Annotated in this window: 21 protein-coding genes; 14 read left to right on the plus strand and 7 right to left on the minus strand. The window is 59.8% G+C overall.

Annotation, left to right across the window (positions count from 1 at the left end):
* Together AKV04_RS00060 and AKV04_RS00065 are read left to right on the plus strand one after the other, a co-directional pair.
* The coding region (locus AKV04_RS00060) for an IS30 family transposase (RefSeq protein ID WP_156317272.1) at positions 1-482 on the plus strand (482 nt) is incomplete at its 5' end.
* Between the two features lie 186 nt (positions 483-668).
* Entirely contained in the window at positions 669-1,070 is a 402-nt protein-coding gene (locus AKV04_RS00065; RefSeq protein ID WP_054004458.1) for a hypothetical protein, read from the plus strand.
* Here AKV04_RS00065 and AKV04_RS00070 read toward each other — a convergent pair.
* From AKV04_RS00070 to AKV04_RS00080, 3 genes are all read right to left on the minus strand, one after another.
* Positions 1,058-1,882 carry a TolB family protein gene (locus AKV04_RS00070; protein WP_054004459.1) on the minus strand — a complete coding sequence of 275 codons (825 nt, stop codon included), beginning with the start codon at positions 1,880-1,882 and terminating at the stop codon, positions 1,058-1,060. The two genes, AKV04_RS00065 and AKV04_RS00070, sit on opposite strands and share 13 nt — an antisense overlap.
* Before the next feature lie 72 nt (positions 1,883-1,954).
* Positions 1,955-2,728 (minus strand): hypothetical protein, encoded by a 774-nt coding sequence (locus tag AKV04_RS00075; protein ID WP_054004514.1) that lies wholly within the window; start codon positions 2,726-2,728, stop codon positions 1,955-1,957.
* 61 nt (positions 2,729-2,789) lie between these two features.
* On the minus strand, positions 2,790-4,178 hold the full coding sequence (locus AKV04_RS00080) for a DHA2 family efflux MFS transporter permease subunit (protein WP_054004460.1): 1,389 nt from the start codon (positions 4,176-4,178) through the stop codon (positions 2,790-2,792).
* A 457-nt stretch (positions 4,179-4,635) separates the two neighbouring features.
* Between AKV04_RS00080 and AKV04_RS00085 the strand changes: the two genes are divergently transcribed.
* Entirely contained in the window at positions 4,636-5,688 is a 1,053-nt protein-coding gene (locus AKV04_RS00085; protein ID WP_156317273.1) for a hypothetical protein, read from the plus strand.
* Positions 5,689-5,823: 135 nt separating this feature from the next.
* Here the strand turns inward: AKV04_RS00085 and AKV04_RS00090 are convergent, their stop codons facing one another.
* The gene (locus AKV04_RS00090) at positions 5,824-6,465 is read right to left on the minus strand and encodes a TetR/AcrR family transcriptional regulator (RefSeq protein ID WP_054004462.1); all 642 of its coding nucleotides are present in this window, start codon (positions 6,463-6,465) and stop codon (positions 5,824-5,826) included.
* 102 nt (positions 6,466-6,567) lie between these two features.
* On the opposite strand from AKV04_RS00090, the gene AKV04_RS00095 reads away from it, so the two are divergent.
* The 10 genes from AKV04_RS00095 (at position 6,568) to AKV04_RS00140 (ending at position 16,590) form a co-directional block, all read left to right on the plus strand.
* Positions 6,568-7,701: an aromatic ring-hydroxylating oxygenase subunit alpha gene (locus AKV04_RS00095; RefSeq protein WP_054004463.1), complete on the plus strand. Its 1,134-nt coding sequence runs from the start codon at positions 6,568-6,570 to the stop codon at positions 7,699-7,701.
* Positions 7,701-8,918: an aromatic ring-hydroxylating oxygenase subunit alpha gene (locus tag AKV04_RS00100; RefSeq protein WP_054004464.1), complete on the plus strand. Its 1,218-nt coding sequence runs from the start codon at positions 7,701-7,703 to the stop codon at positions 8,916-8,918. Before AKV04_RS00095 ends, AKV04_RS00100 begins: the two co-directional genes overlap by 1 nt.
* A 34-nt stretch (positions 8,919-8,952) precedes the next feature.
* Positions 8,953-10,053 carry a polyamine ABC transporter substrate-binding protein gene (locus AKV04_RS00105; RefSeq protein ID WP_054004465.1) on the plus strand — a complete coding sequence of 367 codons (1,101 nt, stop codon included), beginning with the start codon at positions 8,953-8,955 and terminating at the stop codon, positions 10,051-10,053.
* Position 10,054: 1 nt separating this feature from the next.
* The gene (locus AKV04_RS00110) at positions 10,055-11,143 is read left to right on the plus strand and encodes an ABC transporter ATP-binding protein (protein WP_202905534.1); all 1,089 of its coding nucleotides are present in this window, start codon (positions 10,055-10,057) and stop codon (positions 11,141-11,143) included.
* Positions 11,143-12,060 carry an ABC transporter permease gene (locus AKV04_RS00115; RefSeq protein ID WP_082351464.1) on the plus strand — a complete coding sequence of 306 codons (918 nt, stop codon included), beginning with the start codon at positions 11,143-11,145 and terminating at the stop codon, positions 12,058-12,060. The genes AKV04_RS00110 and AKV04_RS00115 overlap by 1 nt, the downstream gene beginning before the upstream one ends.
* Positions 12,057-12,896, plus strand: a complete 840-nt coding sequence (locus AKV04_RS00120; RefSeq protein ID WP_054004468.1) for an ABC transporter permease subunit — start codon at positions 12,057-12,059, stop codon at positions 12,894-12,896. Before AKV04_RS00115 ends, AKV04_RS00120 begins: the two co-directional genes overlap by 4 nt.
* The gene (locus AKV04_RS00125) at positions 12,883-13,095 is read left to right on the plus strand and encodes a hypothetical protein (RefSeq protein WP_202905535.1); all 213 of its coding nucleotides are present in this window, start codon (positions 12,883-12,885) and stop codon (positions 13,093-13,095) included. Before AKV04_RS00120 ends, AKV04_RS00125 begins: the two co-directional genes overlap by 14 nt.
* Positions 13,088-14,707, plus strand: a complete 1,620-nt coding sequence (locus AKV04_RS00130) for an amidohydrolase (RefSeq protein ID WP_162232808.1) — start codon at positions 13,088-13,090, stop codon at positions 14,705-14,707. The genes AKV04_RS00125 and AKV04_RS00130 overlap by 8 nt, the downstream gene beginning before the upstream one ends.
* Before the next feature lie 12 nt (positions 14,708-14,719).
* Entirely contained in the window at positions 14,720-15,094 is a 375-nt protein-coding gene (locus tag AKV04_RS00135) for a cupin domain-containing protein (RefSeq protein ID WP_235815486.1), read from the plus strand.
* Positions 15,095-15,423: 329 nt separating this feature from the next.
* Positions 15,424-16,590: a hypothetical protein gene (locus AKV04_RS00140; protein ID WP_156317274.1), complete on the plus strand. Its 1,167-nt coding sequence runs from the start codon at positions 15,424-15,426 to the stop codon at positions 16,588-16,590.
* A 75-nt stretch (positions 16,591-16,665) separates the two neighbouring features.
* Here the strand turns inward: AKV04_RS00140 and AKV04_RS00145 are convergent, their stop codons facing one another.
* Complete coding sequence (locus AKV04_RS00145; protein ID WP_054004518.1) at positions 16,666-17,784, minus strand: Gfo/Idh/MocA family protein; 1,119 nt, start codon at positions 17,782-17,784, stop codon at positions 16,666-16,668.
* A gap of 192 nt (positions 17,785-17,976) precedes the next feature.
* Here AKV04_RS00145 and AKV04_RS00150 point away from each other — a divergent pair, with 192 nt between their 5' ends.
* Positions 17,977-18,849, plus strand: coding sequence for a MurR/RpiR family transcriptional regulator (locus AKV04_RS00150; RefSeq protein ID WP_054004470.1), 873 nt, complete (start codon positions 17,977-17,979; stop codon positions 18,847-18,849).
* On the opposite strand, the gene AKV04_RS00155 is transcribed toward AKV04_RS00150, so the two are convergent.
* Positions 18,850-19,674: an SDR family oxidoreductase gene (locus AKV04_RS00155; RefSeq protein WP_054004471.1), complete on the minus strand. Its 825-nt coding sequence runs from the start codon at positions 19,672-19,674 to the stop codon at positions 18,850-18,852.
* On the minus strand, positions 19,671-20,588 hold the full coding sequence (iolE, locus tag AKV04_RS00160; protein WP_235815487.1) for a myo-inosose-2 dehydratase: 918 nt from the start codon (positions 20,586-20,588) through the stop codon (positions 19,671-19,673). The genes AKV04_RS00155 and iolE overlap by 4 nt, the downstream gene beginning before the upstream one ends.
* Position 20,589 lies beyond the last annotated feature (1 nt).

The raw sequence follows: 20,589 nt of genomic DNA on the forward strand, positions 1-20,589 counted from the left end.
GCCACTGGGAAGGCGATCTGATCAAGGGCGCCTTCAACCGCTCGGCGGTGGGCACGGTGGTCGAGCGCAAGACCCGCTTTCTCATTCTCAGCAAAATGCGCGGCTGCACCGCTGACGCGGCGTTGGAGGGGTTTACCCGCCAGATGAAACGCCTGCCTGCCGTGCTGCGCCGGTCGATGACTTACGACCGGGGCAGCGAGATGGCCTGCCACCCGGAGCTGGCGCGTCGACTGAAGATCGACATCTGGTTTTGTGATCCGCATGCCCCCTGGCAGCGCGGCAGCAATGAGAACACCAACGGCCTGCTGCGCCAGTTCTTCCCCAAGGGCACCGATCTGAGCACCATCAGCCAGACCGAACTCAACGACGTGGCGCGCATGATGAACCAGCGACCCCGCAAAACCCTCGGATGGAAAACACCCGAAGAAGCCATGGCCGAAGAACTCGCGGCCTTCAGATCAAACGTTGCACTTGAAAGTTGAATCCGCCCTCTGGCAAATTTATGCTGGGTTTGCGCAGATAAGAACACGAATCCGCCTATTCGAGCAGATGGGGTCGGCACGATGCCGCCCGTTCTGGTGTTTGCAACCTGCGGGGGGCCGAACGGTCTTGCCCTGCGACGGGTTTGCAGCCCAATCGGAAACCAGAACTAGAAAAAGGCAGCGCGGATGCAGGATATTTTGCAGGTATTGATTCACAAGGCCCCGGTGCAAGACTTGCAGCTACATATCGGCAAAAGTGGCTTGTGCATTGGCGATGCGGCAGAGTTGCAGTTGCAAACGGATGGCAAGATCGGGATTTACGCGCAGGCGAAGCGGCCTTTGCTGGGGCTGCTGCCGCGTCGCAGTCTGCGGCATCTGGGCCAGTTGGGGCCAGCCGCGACCGCTGTTATGACCGAACCCCTACGCCACCGCGATCATCTGCGGGTGCGGATTGTCGGCCTGACGCCTGAGCATTTGTCACCCAGTGGGACGGCAGAGGTCTATATCTCGGTCTGGAGCAACACCCACCGGATGATGGGGGTGCGGCCGCCAACTCCGCTTCAGGTTGGCCCTATTCAGGGTTCGTAACGCACATAGGCGAAGGCGCTGGAATCCGGTGCCCAATTTGGCACATTCATTGTGCCTTGGCCGCCGATGAACTCTAAAATCCGGCGGCGGTTCTCACCTCGGAGGTCGCACAGGCAGAGTGCTACGGGCAGGTTTGCCGGGTGACCAAGCGTGCCGGGCGGATAGGCCAGATACAGCAGGTGCTGACCGTCGGGTGAGGGGTGCGGGAACCAGTTGACGTAGTCATCCGCGAACAGCTTGCGCTGACCCGTGCCATCCGCCGCCATCACCCAGATCTGCGCGTGGCCGTCGCGGTCGCAGTTGTAGTAGATTTGGCGACCGTCGGCGGAGAAGTCAGGTCCATCGCAATGGCCTTCCCCCATGGTCAACCGCGACTCAACGCCCCCCAAAGGCAAGGTGTAGACGTCGATCACCTTCTTCTCGCCCCGCGCCGCAACATAGGCGAGCACCTTACCATCCGCTGACCAGCCATGCCACCAGCTTGGGGCCTCGGGCGAAATCCTGATCGGATCGCCCCCCTTGGCAGGCAGCAGATAAATCTGCGAGCCTTGGCCCTCATGATGCGAGGAAATCACGATCTGGCTGCCATCCGGGCTGATACCGTGGTCGTTGTTCAGCTTCACCGCCACGCCGGTTTCCACCGGGGCCAGCGCAGGGGCATCAAGGGCCACGCGAAACAACCGCCCCTCGGCATTGATCAATAAGGTCTCGCCGGAAGGGTCCCAATTTGGCGCCTCGATGTGGCGATCCGTTTGCAAGACAACGCGCGAAGTTTCGCTGGCAAGATCGTAGATTTCCAGAAAGCAGCGCATGGAAAACCCCTTTTCAGGCAAACGCATAGGGTGAGTGCAACCCGGCGGTCCGAGCGGTGGGTTGCACCCACCCTACCCACGTTCCTTCGGCGTCAGCAATTTCTTCGGCCGCAGCGCCTCAGCGGCTTTGAACAGCCCAAAGGTCTGGTTGACGTAATTCACCACGCCACCAATCTGCTCCAGATACTTCTGCAATTCAGGCGTCTTTTCGGCCTCAATCACCTGGACCGGCCGATCCGGGCCTTCGGCTTCAAACTGGCAGTAGAACAAAGGCTCGCCGCGTTTCAGGATAATATCCTTTTCGGGCTCATGCCACTCAAATGCCCACATCAGCGGGCGCGGCCAGATGTTCAACGGAAAGCGGCCACCAAAGATCGTGCCGGGAAGTTGTTCGCGGCGATAGTGGGCAAAGGCGGAAAGCTGGGTGATATAGACCAGCTCATCCGCGATAAAGCAGTAGGGCAGCGACATCTGCACGGTCGGGCGATCCGGGTAGCGCCATTCGGTTTCTGACACCAAAGTCATCACCTCACCCAGCTTGTTGGCGCGGATGGTCGAGGCCGCCCCGGCCCGATTGATCAGATGCGGTTTGCCTTTGTCGTCGCGGCCAAAGCCGAGGTGCATGTCAAATGGGCATTTGATCATGAAATAGCGGCTTTCCAACTGGATCACCGCCGGGCACCGGCTGGCCGATTTGGCATGGGTCTTGTTGGTTTGGCGAAACAGCACCCGCTCGGGCGGATCATACAGCACCGCGCCTTTGTCTTGCGTCAGAAACCAGCCGATGGTGACGGGGCCGGATTTCGGCCCTTCTTCGGGGCGCTCAAAGGTCAGGTTAATGTCCACGCGCGGGCCTTTCGTTTTGGTCAGAGTCGGCGGAAAGCCGTCTGCTGTCAATCCAAGCAGGTCAATCGGCGGCGGCGCGGACCAGTTGCGACCCAGCTTGCGGCGAGAGCTTGGCGAAGATCATGGCGGAGGAGAGCGACAGCAAGGCGATTACGATGAACACCACGGGGAAGTTGCCCAGATCGGTGGCCGATGTGCCGCGCAAATAGCCCGCGCCCTCTAGCGTCATTGCGGCCAAGGTGATGCCGATAGAGCCGGAAAGTTGTTGCAGCACGGCGGTGAAAGAGGTGGCCGAGGACAGTCGCTCGGAGGGTACTTCCGCGTAGGCGATGGCGTTCACCGAGGTGAATTGCAGGGATCGCGAGAGGCCGCCCACGAACAACACGCCCAGCATCAGCAGCCACGGCGTTTGCGGGGTAAAGCTGGCCGGGGCGAGGATGAACACCGAGGAAATCAGCGCGTTGACCAACAATACCCGACGGAAGCCAAAGCGGCGCAGGATCGGTTGGGCGGCGAATTTCAACACCAGTGCGCCGATGCCTGAGGCGAAGGTGATCATACCGGATTGAAACGGGTTCAGACCGAAGCCAAGTTGCAGCATTAGGGGCAGCAGGAAGGGCAGGGCGCCGACTCCGACGCGGAACAGCGTGCCTGCGGTGACAGAGATGCGGAAGGTGGGCAGAGCCAGCAGGCGCAGGTCGACCATCGGCTCGGGGGTGCGCAGGGCGTGGCGGACGTAGAGGGCGATCAGGCCGGCACCCGTGGCAGTCAAGCCGAACACGGCCAGCGGGGTGGCAAGGTTCAGGCCCATCAGCGTCGCGCCGGTCAGAAATCCCGCAAGGCCGGGGCCAAGCAGCAGGAAGCCCGCGGTGTCAAAGCGGCGCGGTTCAGGTTCGCGAAGGTCTGGGATGAACAGGGTGGCAAGGATCACGCCCAGCACGGCGATGGGGATGTTGATCCAGAAGATCCAGCGCCAGTCCCAGTAGGTGGTGATGTAGCCGCCCAAGGGGGGTCCCAGAACCGGGCCTAAAAGCGCGGGCACGGTCAGCCAGGCCAGCGCCCCCACCAGCCCAGCACGCGGGGTGCCGCGCAGCACGATCAGGCGGCCCACCGGGGTCATCATCGAGCCCCCCAGACCTTGCAGGGCGCGGGCGGCGACGAGTTCGATCAGGTTGGTCGAGAGGGCGCAGGCGATGGAGCCTAGGGCAAACACGACGATGGCGAGGCGGAAGATTTTGCGCGCCCCGAACCGGTCGGCCATCCAGCCGGAGGCGGGGATGAAGACGGCGAGGGCGAGCAGGTAGGTGGTGAGGACCAGCTTCAGGTGGATCGGATCGGAGTTCAGATCTTTGGCGATCTGGGGCAGGGAGGTGGAGAGGACGGAGCTGTCAATATTCTCCATCAGCAGGGCTGTCGCGACGATCAGGGGGAGGATGCGGGCGGAGGGCATGGCGGGACAATCCCCCAAGGTCCGGGCGGGTGCAAGGGTGGTTCGGAGGGGTGGCACGCGGTTGTGAAGGGGGTGGGATTTGGGGTTTAAGCCACGGTCCCGAGTTGGGACCTTGGGTTTATGGTTTTGGATCAGGGGGTTACGAATTTTTTAATGAAGGGTTAACCAGTTTTGAGGGTCGGGCTGGGGAAGCGGCAGTCGAAACTGCCTCGCAACGGCGCAATGGAATGCCTCGAGCCAGCGAAGGCAGCGGTACGATGGTAATGCGAACGCTTTGGTCGTCCGCAGCGCTCCATGGCTGTCGGTTTCCAGATGGTCAGCCAAATTTCTTGTGGTAGGAAGAGGTGAAGTTGCGCTGAAGATTTATGCGCCATCCTATTGGCATGGTTTTGACACATCTTTAGGCGGTGCTCGCGCTAAGTGTCAAAAATAGGTTCTTTGTGTATTGGAGGCGGATTTGGAGCAATTGAAAACTTGTACATCTCTAAGCAATCTAAAGGCCTGTGCGCTTTTTTTTGACAGGGTTTTGCCTTTCAACCCGATCGAGTTTATTGACTACAATGTCTACCCCGAAGATGGGGGCTACCAATCATACTACGAAAGTGAAAATGCGCCATCGAAATTCGTAAATGATATCGATCTATGTTTGACTCGAGGCTATGAAGCCAATCGTGAGACATTTGCGGATCTTCTATTTGGAAAGTCCAAAGGGGATATAACAAGCGCAGGTATTGACGATGCGATCGATGAAATCGTGATGGCGACGCACGATATTCAAGAGGCAAATAGAGGTGGTGAAGCTCAGGGTGCATTCTATAATGCGCAATACATCTTGCAAAAGTATCATATTACGCAACAAGCACTGGCATTCATTGATTTTAACGAAAATAAGAGACTCAAAAGTTTCAATGGTGGTGCATTGGATCGTTTGAATCAGTTGCAGAAGCGATTTGGATTCGATAACTCCTCGATATATATGCCAAAATTCGATATGCCTGAGCGAAAATTTCATAACACCTCAATCGAACTATCGATCATTGATGCCCCGGTGCTGGATCTTTCAAAAACTAGCTGGGAACAAATTATTGATATAAGACGTGATGATATGGCGCGAAAGAGGCTTCGTAGGTTGTCTGTGGAGGCGCCAGAGTTCCTGCGTCCACATAAGGACGGCTTTGAGGATCGACTACTGCTTGCAATAGATGAATACCAATCAGAAGCAAAAAAGCATGGTATTGATACTGCAAAAGGAATGATATCGATTGCGGCAGATTGGAAAGTTCTTGCAAGTTTTCTTCCATCAGTTGCCTTAAGTATTCCAAAAATTGAAGAAGCTCTAGGAAGTGATCAATCAATAGTGCCAGCTGCAGTTGGAGTAGTTGGAGGATTATTTGCTGTGGCCAATTTTGCTGTGAAGGCTTATGAAGTGTACTATCTTTCTAAAGAGTTTTCCAGAAAACACCCTCTTGCTTTTCTAGGTCATGATTTGTCGAAGGAACTAAGAGAGTAATACGTTTAGCCGTTCTTACGCTGATTGTGCAGCATTAGTCATTGTAGGTTCACAGTGACGCCACTCTCGCCCGTGGCCTGAAAACGCTCGCCAGTTAAGGGTTCTGTGTGTTTGGAAGCGTTTTAGCTGCGCCCCCTACAACAACCCCTCCGCGCCGAAATGCCTTGGGAAGAACGCCATGGCGGCGGCGTGGACGGTTTGCAGGGCCTCGGTGGGGCTGTAGGGCTCGCGGGTGGAGATCAGGTCGACCCAGACGCCTTCGGAGGTGACGCGCAGGACGCGGGAGATCAGGGTGGGGTCGCCGGGGTAGCGGCCTTCGGCCAGCAGGGCGGCGCAGACCTGTTCCAGTTTCGCGATGTAGAGCCGGTCATTCTCGCCGCATTTGGCTTGGTAGAGCGGGCGGGATTGCGCCTCGCCCCAGAACGACAGCCATGCGGAGAGGCGGGCTGGGGTGCATATGGCGGGTTCGAAATCGGCGCGGATCAGGGCGTCGAGTTGGTGGGCAGGGGATGGTCCGGCGGCCTCTAGGGCGGTGTGCCAGTTCTGGCGGTATTCGTCGGACAGATAGCCGAGGGTTTCGGCCAGAAGCGCGTCTTTGGTCTGGAAATGGAAGTTCACGAGGCCATGCGAGATGCCCGCCTTGCGCGCGACATCGGTGAGGGTGGTGCGGGCATAGCCCTGCTCGGCCAGCACGTCGATGGTGGCCTCAATCACCTGGGCGCGGCGGGTTTCGCGCGACAGTTTGCGCGGCGGGGGAATGGTGGGTGCGTGATTCATGGCGCTTTCTTAGCTGAAATATCGCTTTTGGTAAGCTATACAAATTCTGATTGACAGACCAGTCAGAATCTTGCGAGCATCAGGAAACAGCAATGGTTCGCCATGACTCAGGTCTCGCCTCTATCTTCGCCACGACTGGAGTTCTGCCCTGCGACGCTTCCGGCGACGGTTTATGCCGATGCGGAGTGGTATGCGCGCGAGATGGCAACGGTGTTCGCGCAGAACTGGATTTGCGTCGGGCGGCTGGAGGATTTTGGTCGGGGCATGATGCGACGGGTGCAGGTGGGCGCTGCGGATGTGATTGTGTGCCGGGCGGCGGCGGGTGGGGCTTCGGCGTTCCACAACAGCTGCCGGCATCGCGGGTCGGAACTGTGCCGCGAGGCGGTGGAGCCGTTGGGCAAGCTGATCCGCTGCCCCTATCATGCCTTTGCCTATGCGGCGGATGACGGACGGTTGGTGGCGACGGGCCATGCCGTGCCTACAGCGGATTTCGTGAAGGCGGAGCATGGGTTGCTGCCCGTGGCTTTGCGGGTTTGGGCGGGGTTTTTGTTTCTGAATACCGCCGATCAGCCGCGCGATTTGGTGGCGGATGTGGATTTGGGCGTGCTGGATCATTGGCCGATGGATGCTTTGGTGACGGGGCATGTCTGGCGGGCGGAGATTGCCTGTAACTGGAAGGTGTTCTGGGAGAATTACTCGGAATGTCTGCATTGTCCGGGGATACATCCTGAATTGTGCGAGTTGGTGCCTGTTTATGGGCAGGGGATTATGGCGGCTTCGGAGGCTGTGGGTTGGGCGGGGGAAGTGCCCTCGGGGAACCTCAAGCTTGGGGCGGAAAGCTGGACGCCTGACGGGGCGGCTTGTGGTCCGGTGTTTGCGGGGCTGACGGAAGCGGAGCGGGCGGCGGGGTATCAGTTCGTCACCTTCTGGCCGACGGCTTATGTGGTGGCGCATGTTGATCATGTGCGTTCGGTGCGGATCGTGCCGCTGGGGCCATTGCGCACGGCGCTGGTGGTGGAGTGGCATTTCTCGCCTGAGACTTTGGCGCAGCCGGGGTTTGATGCGACAGAGGTCGCTGATTTCGCCAAGATCGTGCTGCGGCAGGATGGCGAAGCGGCAGAGATGAACCAGCGGGGGATGCTTTCGCCCGCTTATCGCGGTGGCACGTTGATGCCCGAGGAATATGAGATTCACCGCTTTCACCAATGGCTTTTACAAGAAATGGAGGTCAGCTGATGACCCAACATGATGCAGCCAGCATGACTGTGCCGAATGACTGGGATCGCCGGGGGCTTCCGGCCTGGACCTATCATTCCGAGGCGATGTTCGCGCTGGAGCGTGAGCGGCTGTTCCTGACGCATTGGCAGGTGGTGGGGCATTTGAACGACGTGGCCAATCCCGGCGATTGGCTGGCGTTTGACCTTTTGGGCGAGCGCGCTGTGGTGATGCGGGGCCAGGATGGCGTGGTGCGGGCGTTTCACAACCTGTGCCGCCATCGTGGCGCGCGGGTGGTGGATGGCGAGAAGGGGCATTGCAAGGGCGCGTTGGTCTGCCCGTTTCATGGCTGGGTTTACAACCTGGACGGGTCGTTGCGGGGGGCGGCGCAGCCTTCCAGCTTTGGCGCGCTCGACCGGAGCCAGTTTGGGTTGAAGCCGATTGAGATGGAGATTTTCCACGGCTTTATCTTCATCCGGTTCTTTGCGGGGCCGCAGCCCTCGGTGGCGGATATGCTGGCCCCCTATGCCGCCGATTTCGCGGGGTATCGCAGCGAAGGCGTGTTGCCGTTGGATATGCCGCATTGGGCGACGGAACTGCCGGTGAACTGGAAATCGGTGCGTGATGTCGACAATGAAGGCTACCATGTGCCGATGGCGCATCCGGCGTTGCAGGATTTGTATGGCCGGACCTATCGCGATCTGCATCTCGATGGCGGGTTGAATGTGTCGATTGGCACGTTTGGCGATGCCCCGGCGCGGCGGTGGTCGGTGAAGATGTATCTGGCGATCACCGAGCGGCAGGAATGGTTGCCCGAGCATTTGCAAACGGTGTGGACCTATTACGGGCTGTTTCCAAATGCGGTGTTCGCCTTCACGCCGGAGTCGGTGCAGTATTATCAGGAAATCCCGATCTCACCGGGGAAGACGCGTGTGACGGGGCGGATTTATCGGCAGCCAGTAGAAAGCCGTCGCATGAAGGCGGCGCGGTATCTGGCGTATCGGATTGACCGCGACACCTCGGCTGAGGATCAGCAACTGTCGATCTGGTCGAACGAGTCGATGCTGTCCACCGCGTTTGAGGGCTTTCATCTGTCGGATCTCGAATATGGGCTGAAGCGGCACCATGATTCCTTACGTGCGCTGATGCCGGTGATGACTTTGGCAAAGGCCCCGCCAGAAGCGGAAATCGCAGCACGCAATGACGAATTGATTTGCCAGTCAAAATCGCAGGGTTAACCTGCATGAAAACCATAAAATCAGGGAGACGGCCATGACACTGACAAGGCGCCACGCGCTTGGACTGCTTGGCGGCACTTTGGCCGCGCCCTATGCCCGGCCTTCTTGGGCGCAGGCGACGACGGTGAATGTCTATAACTGGTCGGACTACATCGGTGAGACTACGCTGGCGGATTTTGAAAAAGAAACCGGTGTGGGCGTGGTTTACGATCTTTACGCCTCGGCGGAAGAGATGCAGGCCAAGATGTTGGCGGGATCGACCGGCTATGATGTGGTGCTGATGTCGAGCCTGAAGCTGGCGAGTTTCATCAAAGCTGGTGTGTATCAAAAGCCAGATCGTGCCAAGCTGACCAACTGGGCCAATCTGGACCCGGCGATCTTGAAGATCGTTGAGGGCTTTGATCCCGGCAACCAATATGGCGTGCCGTATATGTGGGGCTCGGTGGGCTTCACCTTCAACATGGACATGGTGAAGGAACGGCTGCCAGATGCGGATTTGTCGGATTTGGGCACGCTGCTGAACCCCGAGAACGCCGCGAAGCTGGCAGATTGCGGGATTTCGCTGCTGGATAGCCCGACAGATTTTGGCTTCATGGTGCTGAGCTATCTTGGCTTAGATGCCAGTTCGGCGCGCGAGCCTGAGTATCGCAAGATGGCCGAGGCGGTGGCGCCGATCCGGCAATATGTATCCACCTTCGACAATGCCAACTATCTGAACACCCTGCCGAATGGCGAGATTTGCGTGGCGAATACCTGGTCGGGCGATTACGGCGTGGCAAAGACGCGGGCGGCAGAGGCGGGGATCAAGATCGACCTGCAATATTTCGTGCCGAAAACCGGGGCTCCGGCGTGGTTTGACAACTGGTGCATTCCCAGTGATGCGCCGAACGTCGAAGGCGCGCACAAGTTTATTGATTATCTGCTGCGGCCTGATGTGATTGCGGCCTGCACCAATTTCACCGGCTATGCCAATGCCAACCAAGCCGCGACGGCTCTGGTCGATCCGGCGATCACCGGGGACCCGGCCGTCTACCCCGATGCGGAAACCTTGAAGCGGCTTTATACCCCCGCGCCACAATCCGAGGAGCAGGATCGCGAAATCACCCGGATTTGGGCCGAGATCAAGGCGGGTTAGGGTGACTGATCCGTTCATCCGTATAGACAATGTGTCGAAGAAATTCGGCACATTTCAAGCCGTGCAAGACGTATCGTTGACCGTGGCGCAGGGCGAGATTTTCTCGCTGTTGGGTGGGTCGGGCTGTGGCAAGACCACCTTGCTTCGGATGCTGGCGGGGTTTGAAGAGCCCAGCGCTGGGCAGATTTTCATCGACGGGCAGGATATGGCGGGGGTGCCGCCGTGGCAGCGCCCGGTGCATATGATGTTCCAAAGCTACGCTCTGTTCCCGCACATGAGCGTGGAAAAGAACGTCGGCTACGGGTTGAAGCACGAGGATATGACGGCAGCCCAGCGCAAAGCACGGGTGGCCGAGATGCTGGAACTGGTGCAGTTGACGCCGTACGGGCATCGCAAACCGCATCAAATCTCGGGCGGGCAGCGGCAGAGGGTGGCCTTGGCGCGGGCTTTGGCACGGCAGCCGAAGCTGCTGTTGCTGGATGAGCCGTTGGCCGCGTTGGACAAAAAGCTGCGCGAGCATACCCAGTTTGAACTGATGTCTATTCAAGAGCGCACTGGCGTTACGTTCATCGTGGTGACGCATGATCAGGAGGAAGCGATGACGCTTTCGGATCGGATCGCAGTGATGGACAAGGGGCGGGTGAAACAGGTCGGTGCGCCGACCGAGGTGTATGAATACCCCAATTCGCGGTTTGTGGCGGGGTTTATCGGCTCTATCACCGCGTTTCCGGCCAAGGTTTTGGCTGTGGAGGGCGATATGGCGACGGTGCTGGTCGCGGCGTTTCAAGGGGAGGTGCAGGCGCGCGCGGTGCCGGGGTTGAGCGTCGGACAAGAGGTGACGCTGGCGGTGCGGCCCGAGAAACTGGTGATCAGTCAGGTGCGGCCCGAGGGGGCGAATGTGATTGCGGGTCAGGTCAAGGATCTGGCCTATTTCGGCAAGGATAGTCTCTACCGCATCACTTTGCCGTCGGGCGAGTTGATCTCGGTGCATTCGGTCAATGCAGGCCGGAGCGCGGGCGGGCGGCCGGATTGGGATGATCAGGTTTACCTGAGCTTCGCGCCGGCTGCGGCAATTTTGCTGGTGGAATGATGCGCAACCGGATCGCGCATTGGCTACAGGGTCGGGGCTTTCGCGATGTGATCATCGGGTTGCCGTATGTCTGGCTGCTGCTGTTTTTCTTTATCCCGTTCTGTCTGGTGTTGGCGATTTCCTTTGGCAGCCGCACGCCAACCGCGCCGCCGTTTGGCTATGGTGGTGATCATCCGTGGATCAGCTTTGTCGGTTATTCCCGGCTGTTGCATGATGAGCTCTATATAAGGGCGTTTTTGGTCTCATTGAGCAACGCGGCGACAGCGACGGTGTTGTGTCTGCTGTTGGGCTACCCAATGTCACTGGCCTTGACGCGGGTTTCGGCAAGCTGGCGCAACATCTTGTTGATGCTGGTGATTTTGCCATTTTGGACCTCATTCCTTTTGCGGGTTTACGCGTGGATGGGGCTGATGGGCAAGAATTCTTGGTTCAATGGCCTGCTGACTGATGCCTATAACCTGCTGACCCCGGCGGGCTGGCATCTGTCGAGCATCCCGATGATGCACAGCAATTTCGCGGTGGTTCTGGTGATGGTTTACACCTACCTGCCATTCATGATCCTGCCTTTGTATGCCAATCTGGAGCGGTTGGACCCGGTGCTGGATGAGGCGGCGATGGATTTGGGCTCGCGCCCGTTCCGGGTGTTTCTGGATGTGACTTTGCCGCAATCGCTGCCGGGGATTATCGCGGGCGCGATGCTGGTGTTCATCCCGGCGGCGGGGGAGTTGGTTATTCCGACGCTGGTGGGGGATGCGTCCAGCCCGATGATCGGGCGGGTGATTGCGGATGAGTTTTCCTCGGCCTCGGATTGGCCGATGGCGGCTTCGGTGGCGATTGCGCTGCTGCTGCTGATGGTCGGGCCGATGATGCTGTACACGCATTATCAGACCAAGGCCGAAGCGGGAGAGGAACCATGAGACGCCGCCCCGTCTTCCTGATCACCGTGATGTGCTTTGGCTTCGCGTTCTTCTACATCCCGATCCTGTCGATGATGGTCTATTCGTTCAACGGATCGCGGTTGGCGACGGTCTGGGGCGGGTTTTCGACCAAGTGGTATGTCTCATTGCTGTCAAACAAGCAGGTTGGTGCGGCGCTTCTATTGTCGCTGAAGATCGCGGTCACGTCTGCCACGGCGGCGACGATATTGGGCACGATGGCAGGGATCACCCTCGCGCGGTTCCGGCGGTTCAAAGGGCGGACGTTGTTTTCCGGGTTGGTGACGGCACCGCTGATCATGCCCGAGGTGATCACCGGAATATCCTCGCTGATGCTGTTCATTCTGATGGCGAAATTCCTCGGTTGGCCGTCGGCGCGTGGGTTCACCACGGTGACGCTGGCGCATATCACCTTTTCGATGGTGTTTGTGACCACGATCATTCAGTCGCGGATGCTGCAAGCGGATCGCGCCATTGAAGAGGCCGCGATGGATTTGGGATCGAAGCCTTGGGCGGTGCTGTTTGATGTGACCTTGCCGGTGATCTTTCCGGCAATCCTGTCGGGCTGGTTGCTGGCGTTCACGATTTCACTCGATGATGTGGTGATCACCTCGTTCACCACGGGGCCGGGCAACACCACCTTGCCGCTGTTGATCTGGTCGAAGGTCAAGCTGGGGGTGACGCCGGATATCAACGCTTTGGCGACATTGACGGTGCTGGTGGTCGGTTGTGGTGTGGCTTTGGCGGGGTATCTGTTGAACCGATCCGAGAAGCGGCGCGATGCGGATGCGCGGTTGGCGTATCGTGACAATGACTGAAGGGGTGCATATTCCGCTGGGTCTGCCGGGATCTGGGCGGCAGCGCTATGCGGCAGCGATGACTTTGTATCAGGCAGGGGTAATTTCAGAGGCAGCGCTGGAGGTTTATCGGATATGCTCGCCTTTAGATTGCCAAGATCCGCTGGCCTTGCTGCGCGAGCGGGCGTTGGATGTACCGCCGGGGGAGCACCATGACTGAGACTTTGATTTACAACGCCCGCATCCGCACTATGGACCCGGCCTGTCCGCTGACGGGGGCGGTGCTGTTGCGCGATGGGCTGGTGGTGGCGCTGGGCGAGGCTGCTGAGGAGCGCGCGCTGGGGGCAAGGCGGATTGATGCGGGCGGACGGCTGGTGCTGCCTGGGTTTCAAGACGCGCATATCCATTTGCTGAATGGCGGGACGGATCTGGTGGAAACTGCGCAGTTGTATGATTGCGTGACGCTGGCCGAGATTCAGGCGGTGATGGCGGCACATACGGCGGCGCAGTCTGGGCCGATGATCTGGGGCGCGGGCTGGCAGTGCGGCTTCTTTGGCGATCATAATCTGACGCGCGAGGTGTTGGATACGGTGGTGCCCGATCGGCCTTGCCTGATCTACGATGGCAATTTTCACAACGCCTGTTTGAACTCGGCAGCCTTGGCGATGATCGGCGTGGGGGCGGATACGCCGGACCCGTTGAACGGTCATATCGTGCGCGATGCGCGCGGCGTGGCGACGGGGATGCTGCATGAGGAGGCGATCAACTGGGCCACGCAACGGTTGCCGCAAACCGGGGATGATGTGCACAGACAGGGGGTGTTGGCGGGGCAGGCTTTGGCGAACAAGCATGGCATCACCGGGGTGATTGATCCGTGGATTCTGGATCATCATGCGCGGATTTACAGCGGGGCGCTTGACCGCGATGCGTTGACGCTGCGGGTGGCGGGGGCTTGTTTGGTGACGGCTGCCGATACGGTGGAGACGATGATGACCCGACTGCGCAGGCTTCGTGCGGCGCATGGCGGGCGGGATTTCCACCTGAACGCGGCGAAGTTTTTCCTGGATGGCGGGCTGGAGAACCGTACGGCGGCGATGCTGGCACCCTATGCGGATACCGCCGGGGGCAATGCCGCGCTGATGTTCCCGCAAGCTCAGATCGACGCGTTGTTTACCGCGCTGGATGCGGAACGGTTTCAGATTCACGTCCATTGCATTGGTGATGCCGCGACCCATGCCGCGCTGAACGGGTTTGCGGCGGCGCGGGCTGTGAATGGGGCTTGGCCTTCGCTGCACCAGATTGCGCATTGTCAGGTGGTGGATACTGCCGATTTCCCGCGCTTTGCGGCGCTGGGCGTCATGGCGAACCTCCAGCCGCTTTGGGCCTGCAACGATCCGATCATCCCGGATGAAACCATGCTGATGATTGGGTCGGCGCGTGCGGCGCAGACCTATGCGTTCCGGTCGCTGATCGACGCAGGCGCGCCTTATTGCATCAACTCGGATTGGGCGGTGACCACGCTGAACCCGTTTGAGATTATCGGCACGGCGGTGACGCGCGAACCGCCACGGGCGCGCGGGGTGGCGGAGCCGTTCTTCCCCGATCAGTGCCTGACCGTGGCCGAGGCGGTTTTGGGCTATACCACCCATGCCGCCGCCGCCTGCTGGCGGGGCCATTATACGGGCGCGCTGAAACCGGGATATTCTGCCGATCTGATCGTGCTGGATCGCGATATCTACAGCGTCCACCCCTATGCGATTGCCGAAACGCGGGTGCTGATGACCCTGTTCAAGGGCCGCGAAGTCTATCGCGCGCCGCATTTTTCCAACTGAAAGGCTGCTGACATGACCCTGAATATGAAACCGATGGCAGCGGGCGACCGCCGGATTGCCAATATCCACACCGCGAAGTTTGAGGAATTTGTCTATCCCGATGGTCTGGCGTTGGGCGATGCGATCTTGCAGCATGATACGGATTTGCCGCTGGGCACCGGCTTTCACGTCTACCGGATGCCAGCGGGGATGACGACGCGCAGCCATCGCCACATGGGGCATGAGCAGTTCCTGATACTTGAGGGCGAGTTGATTGAAAGTGACGGCACGGTGTTTCGCGCTGGCGATCTGGTGTTTTACCGCGATGGCACCGAGCACAATTCCTACACGCCAAACGGTTGCCTGCTGGCGGTGCATATCGTCGGGCCGGAACAGCCGCTGGAATAGGTTCATCTGCGCCAGTCAGGCAGGTTTGCGGGCCATCTGTCGGGCGAAAAACAGCCCGATCCGGGATAAGGACCAGCCGGATGACCCGCTTCTGTGCTGGGTCCCGGCAGGCTGCCGGACCGACCTAGCTTCACAGATGCTTGATGGCGAAGCTTGCGCGCAAAGGAGCCTTGACTAGATCCGGAGGCAGTCTGCACATGTGAGGTATTCATTCTATACAACGGGGAAGATGCCAAATGCCTTCTCTGGAAAAACCTGTTGCATCTTTTTAGGCGCTGGTTGCGGCGCACAAGGATAAAACCGCGCATCTGATTGTGGTGCAAGACGCTTTGACCAACGCGCCCAGCATCACCCTTTCGCCGGGACAATCGCTGCGCGGCGCAGACCCCGGCTCTGGCATCATGTTCGCGGAGGGCCGCGACGGGGTTCAGCTGTCCACCGATAACCGCATCCACAGCATCCGCCTGCAGACCTCGGTGGAAAAACGCGCGATCTTCAATGACACCTCGGTTGCCAGCCTTGGGCGGATTGAGGTGCGCGGGATCATCGTCACGGGGCGGGTGCAAATTCTGGCACGGGACAAGGTCCGCAGTGGCCATGTCGACGTGAAGGATCTTGATATCGTGTCGGCGGATGCGCGCGGCGAGACAGATCGGCCGCAGGGCTATGGCATGGCTGTGCTGCAGGGGGCGTTCACGCTGTGGAACATGCAGCAAGACACTGATGTCACCATCAGCGCCGATCTTGTCGGCCTCTCGGCGGGCCGGGATGGCGCGCCGGTGCGTGGCTGCGGTATCTTTGTCAGCGGCGGTGGTGACAAGGCTGGCAAGCTGAGCGTGCGACGGCTGGAACCCGATGCGGTTTACAGCGATGGCGGCATTGCGCCGGGCACGCCGGACCAGATCACCGGCGGGGTGTTCACCGTCTATGGCGCGCATGTCGATGTGGTGCGCAATCGCGGCCCGGTGATGACTTACGGCGTCAACGACATCGTGCTGGACAACTGCGGCGTGGTGGATCGCTGGACCGCAGAGGCGAAGATCACCTCGCATGGCCCCAGCGGCATCGGTTTTGTCAATTTCGGCATCGTGCATGAGTTGAAAGTGAACGCGCCGATTGAAACCTTTGGCCAAGGCGCCCGGGACTTCAACGTCTATACCGGCACGGTCGATCTGGCCGAGTTCGACCGCATCACCACCCATGCGGATGGCGCGGAGGGAATCCAGATCAGCCAGCCCATCGGACGGCTTGTCGTGCGCCGGGGCATCGAGACCTTCGGCGGCACCAGGCCCTCGCTGGTCAAGGGCAAGGTCATCAGCCTGTCCGCCATCGGCCTCAGCATCAAGCCGGGCGGTTCCGCACGCGAGATCGAAATTTCTGGTGGCATCAAGACCCATGGCGCTGGCGTCGCGCCAATCGAGCAGCATGGCGCAATCGAGTCCCTGCGGGTCAGCGGCGGCTTCCTTGCGGCGGGCGACGGTTTCGACAAGATCTGAAAGCGGGGTGCGACCCCGCTTTCCACCGCAGACAGTGCAGCCCGCGCGCTTCCCATATGGTTTGCAGCCTCGGGCCTAGGTCACATCGAGCCAGCTTTGCTGTTGCGACGATTGTTGGATGGTTTCCACAAGCGTCTGAATCCGCAGGCCCTTGCGGAAGTTGAACGGCTCGGGCGCTTTGCCCGCGATGGCGTTGATGTAGCCTGCGACCTCGATGGCCTTCAGGTCATTGAAGCCGATCTGGTGGCCAGCGGCGACGCAGAACAAGCCGTAGGGGGCGTGATCTGGCCCAGCCTCGATGCGGCGGAAGCCTTGGCGACCCTTGGCATCGGCGGTCGAGAAGTAATTGAGAACGTTGAAGTGTTCTTGGCTGAACGCCAGCGCCCCCTTGGTGCCATACACTTCAAAATCATGCTGCATCTTGCGGCCGGTGGCGATCCAGTTGCCTTCTATGGAGCCCGTCGCCCCATTCTCAAACCGCAGGAAAGCGCGGCCCACATCATCCACCGTCACAGCTTTGCGACCGCCTTTGCCATCGGGACGCTCGGAGATCATCGTCACAACGTCGCCCATCACCCGGGTGATCGGACCGCAGAGGAATTCGGCGCTGGCGAGCGCGTGAGAGCCAATATCGGCCAGCGCCCCACCGCCCGCCGGGTCGTGGCGGAAGCCGTAGGGGCCATTGGCGTCGGCCATGTAATCTTCGGCGTGCAGGCCACGATAGCCACGAATTTCACCCAGCTCGCCCGCCGCGATCATATCCCGCGCAAGCGCCAGCATCGGGTTGCACAGGTAGTTGAAGCCGACTTGGGTTTTCACCCCTTTAGCTTCGGCGGCGAGGGTCATTTCCAAGGCGTCAGCCGCCATCGGGGCCAATGGTTTCTCGCAATACACATGCTTGCCAGCGGCAATCGCGGCCAGCGACATTTCCTTGTGCAGGGCATTCGGCGCGGTGATCGACACCAGATCAATCTCGGGGTCCGCGATGATGGTGCGCCAATCAGAGGTGGCGTTTGAAAAGCCCAAAGTCCGCGCCGCGCGTGCTGCCGCATCATCCGTGATATCCGCCACCGTATGCAGTTCCAGATCACAGGGAAGCACAAACACCCGCGGGGCCGAGGTGAAGCCGAACACATGCGCCTTGCCCATAAAGCCGGTGCCAATCAGGCCGATGCGAAGTTTCGGTTTGCTCATGTCAGGCGTCCTTATGGGGGTCAGCTGCGGTTTCGGGATGAAATCCGCGATAGGGTTGGGGCTTGGTTTGGTCAAGTGCGCGATCTTTGGCAGGCCCAAAGCCTCGTCAAAAGCCATCAGCGGGCGTGGCGGTGAATTCTGTTGCAATCGCGCTGGGTTGTCATAGGAAACAGGGGAGAGGGTGGTTTCCAGATGCAAGACGCCGATGTTCCGCACAGCTATGAAGACCTGATCCGGGTCATTCATGACCGCTACGAGGCGATGAGCAAATCCTATCAGATCATCGCGCGCTATCTGACGCAGAACCCGAATGATGTGGCGGTGCTGAGCGTCACGGCGTTGGCGGCGAAATGCGATGTGCATGCGTCGAGCTTCGTGCGGTTCGCGCAGGCCTTGGGCTATCGCGGGTTCAAGGAATTGCAGGTGTTGTTTCAGCGCAGGCTGTCCACCGCAGCCCCCGGTTTTGATGCGCGTGTGCGGGCGCTGGAAGCGGAATTGGGCGCGCGGGCGGATCATTCCGAGATCGGCTTTCTGCGCGATCTGGTGGTGCGGGATCTGACCTCGTTGCAAGATTTGCTGGCCTCGATTGACGGGGCGCAAATCGCGCGTGCGGTGGATCTGATGGAGGTGGCGGATACGATCTATCTGCTGGGGCAACTTCGATCCGCCCCGGTGGTGGATTTGCTGCGCTATGTGCTGACCATGCTGGGCAAAAGGGTGGTTTTGCTGGACCCCGGCGGCGGGCTGGCGACGCATATGGCGAAGACGATGCAGCCGGGCGATTTGCTGTTCGCGGTCAGCTTCCGGTTCTACGCGACCGAGGTGGTGAATATCGTCGAGGAAGTCGCAGCGCGGGGTGTGCCGATTGTGGCGATCAGTGACAGCACCCTGTCGCCCTTGGCGAAGAACGCGCAGGTGTTGTTCGCGGTGCCCGAGCATGAATATACCTTCTCGCGATCCTTGGCGGCGCCGATCTGTCTGGCGCAGGCTTTGACGGTGGCTTTGGCGGCGCGATTGCAAAAGACCGCAGGCGCGCCGCGTATTCCGATTGTGACAGCGCGCTGATTACAGCGTCATCGGGCCATCCGGCACCGGCATCCCGCCCGCAACCGCACCCCAGACCGATTGGTCAAAGTTGACCACAGCCCCGGTCATCAGGCCTGCGTCGTCGGAGACAAGGAAGTTCACCGCGCGGGCGGCCTCGGCGGGGTCAACCAAGCGGCCAAAAGGCAGGTTTGCGGTGGCCTTGGCCTCCCAATCCGCCCCACCAGTGGCGGCTTGCAAGGCGCGTTCGTGGTCCGACGACATCCAGCCGATGTTCAACTGATTGACCCGGATGCGGTTGGCCATCACCGAAAACGCGGTGTTGGTGGTCAGGGTGGTCAGCGCGCCTTTGCTGGCGCAATAGGCGTTGATGAAGGGCTGACCTGCGAGGGCCGAGATCGAGCCGATGTTGCAAATCGCCCCCTGAACGCCATCGCGGATCATCAGTTTGATCGCGTCTTGCATCAGGAAATACGGGCCACGCACGTTGACGGCGAACATGCGGTCAAAGAGCTCGGGCGAGGTATCCAGAATTGTGCCGCGATCGGTCAAAGCGCCTGCGTTGACCAGCACATCAAGGCGGCCAAACAGGCGGTCGGTTTGCGCGATGGCGGCGCGACAATCGTCCACGGTGCCGAAATCGGCGGCGATGAAATGCGCTTTGGTGTCGTGGGTTTGGTGCAGCGATTTGGCAACAGCCTCACCCCGCGCGGCATTGCGCCCGGTGACGATGATGCCAGCAGCACCTGCGGCGGCAAGTCGGTGGGCGATGGCAGCGCCAAGCCCCTGTGTCGCCCCTGTCACAACACAGATTTTGCCGTCCATGCGGTTGCCGGAGAAGGTCATTGCACAACCTCATAGCCAGCCGCTGCCATGACGCGCAGCAGTTCTTTATGGCCTTTTTGCGCCATCGCTAACGGAGGCGAAACCTTGGGGTCTTGCTCTGCCTCAACCACAAACCAGCCCTCATAGCCGTAAGAGGCACAGCGTTTGACGATGCTTTCAAAGTCGAGCGAGCCATCGCCCGGCACTGTGAACGCGCCCTTCATCACCGCATTGAGGAAGCTTTCGCGCGACCGATCCAGCCCGTTGATCACGTCCATCCGCACGTCTTTGGTATGCACATGGCTGATGCGGTTGTGGTGGTTATCCAGCACCCGCAGCACATCGCCACCGGCAAAAGCCATGTGGCCTGCGTCAAACAGCAGGGGGATGCCTGCGCCGGAGTGTTTCATGAACAGATCAAGCTCGGCCTCTGTCTCAATGATCGCCGCCATGTGGTGGTGGTAGGACAAGGGCATGCCCTGATCTGCGCACCATTCGCCAAAGGCGGTCATATCATGGGCATAGGCCCTGATCTGGTCTTCCGATAGCTTGGGTTTGCTGGCGAGGGGTTTAGAGCGGTCGCCTTGGATCGAGCGGGCCACTTCGCCGTAAACGATGCAAGGCGCACCTGCTGCGATGAAGAAATCCATCTGGGCGCGGATGCGGTCTTTGTTTGCCGCAATGCCATCGTCCAGCACGGTGCCCGAGAACCAACCGCCACAGACCGAGATGCCGAAGCGGCTCAGGATTGGGCCAAGTTCGGCCATATCCATCGGAAAGCGCCGTCCCGTCTCCATCCCGGTAAAGCCTGCGACGGAGGCTTGGCGCAGACATTCTTCCAGCGTCACATCGTCGGACAGTTCTGCCAGATCGTCGTTCCACCATGCGATGGGGGCGATGCCGAGTTTGGCTTTCAAATGTGGTTTGGCGTTCATC

The organism is Cypionkella psychrotolerans, assembly GCF_001294535.1.
Taxonomy (GTDB): domain Bacteria; phylum Pseudomonadota; class Alphaproteobacteria; order Rhodobacterales; family Rhodobacteraceae; genus Cypionkella; species Cypionkella psychrotolerans.

What these genes read in the sequence shown, in the direction of transcription:
- AKV04_RS00095 (WP_054004463.1), top strand. Translation starts at nt 6,568, where the DNA reads ATGACTCAGGTCTCGCCTCTATCTTCGCCACGACTGGAGTTCTGCCCT.
- AKV04_RS00065 (WP_054004458.1), top strand. Translation starts at nt 669, where the DNA reads ATGCAGGATATTTTGCAGGTATTGATTCACAAGGCCCCGGTGCAAGAC.
- AKV04_RS00105 (WP_054004465.1), top strand. Translation starts at nt 8,953, where the DNA reads ATGACACTGACAAGGCGCCACGCGCTTGGACTGCTTGGCGGCACTTTG.
- AKV04_RS00090 (WP_054004462.1), bottom strand. Translation starts at nt 6,465, where the DNA reads ATGAATCACGCACCCACCATTCCCCCGCCGCGCAAACTGTCGCGCGAA.
- AKV04_RS00100 (WP_054004464.1), top strand. Translation starts at nt 7,701, where the DNA reads ATGACCCAACATGATGCAGCCAGCATGACTGTGCCGAATGACTGGGAT.
- iolE (WP_235815487.1), bottom strand. Translation starts at nt 20,588, where the DNA reads ATGAACGCCAAACCACATTTGAAAGCCAAACTCGGCATCGCCCCCATC.
- AKV04_RS00130 (WP_162232808.1), top strand. Translation starts at nt 13,088, where the DNA reads ATGACTGAGACTTTGATTTACAACGCCCGCATCCGCACTATGGACCCG.
- AKV04_RS00080 (WP_054004460.1), bottom strand. Translation starts at nt 4,178, where the DNA reads ATGCCCTCCGCCCGCATCCTCCCCCTGATCGTCGCGACAGCCCTGCTG.
- AKV04_RS00150 (WP_054004470.1), top strand. Translation starts at nt 17,977, where the DNA reads ATGCAAGACGCCGATGTTCCGCACAGCTATGAAGACCTGATCCGGGTC.
- AKV04_RS00155 (WP_054004471.1), bottom strand. Translation starts at nt 19,674, where the DNA reads ATGACCTTCTCCGGCAACCGCATGGACGGCAAAATCTGTGTTGTGACA.
- AKV04_RS00070 (WP_054004459.1), bottom strand. Translation starts at nt 1,882, where the DNA reads ATGCGCTGCTTTCTGGAAATCTACGATCTTGCCAGCGAAACTTCGCGC.
- AKV04_RS00135 (WP_235815486.1), top strand. Translation starts at nt 14,720, where the DNA reads ATGACCCTGAATATGAAACCGATGGCAGCGGGCGACCGCCGGATTGCC.
- AKV04_RS00145 (WP_054004518.1), bottom strand. Translation starts at nt 17,784, where the DNA reads ATGAGCAAACCGAAACTTCGCATCGGCCTGATTGGCACCGGCTTTATG.
- AKV04_RS00120 (WP_054004468.1), top strand. Translation starts at nt 12,057, where the DNA reads ATGAGACGCCGCCCCGTCTTCCTGATCACCGTGATGTGCTTTGGCTTC.
- AKV04_RS00115 (WP_082351464.1), top strand. Translation starts at nt 11,143, where the DNA reads ATGCGCAACCGGATCGCGCATTGGCTACAGGGTCGGGGCTTTCGCGAT.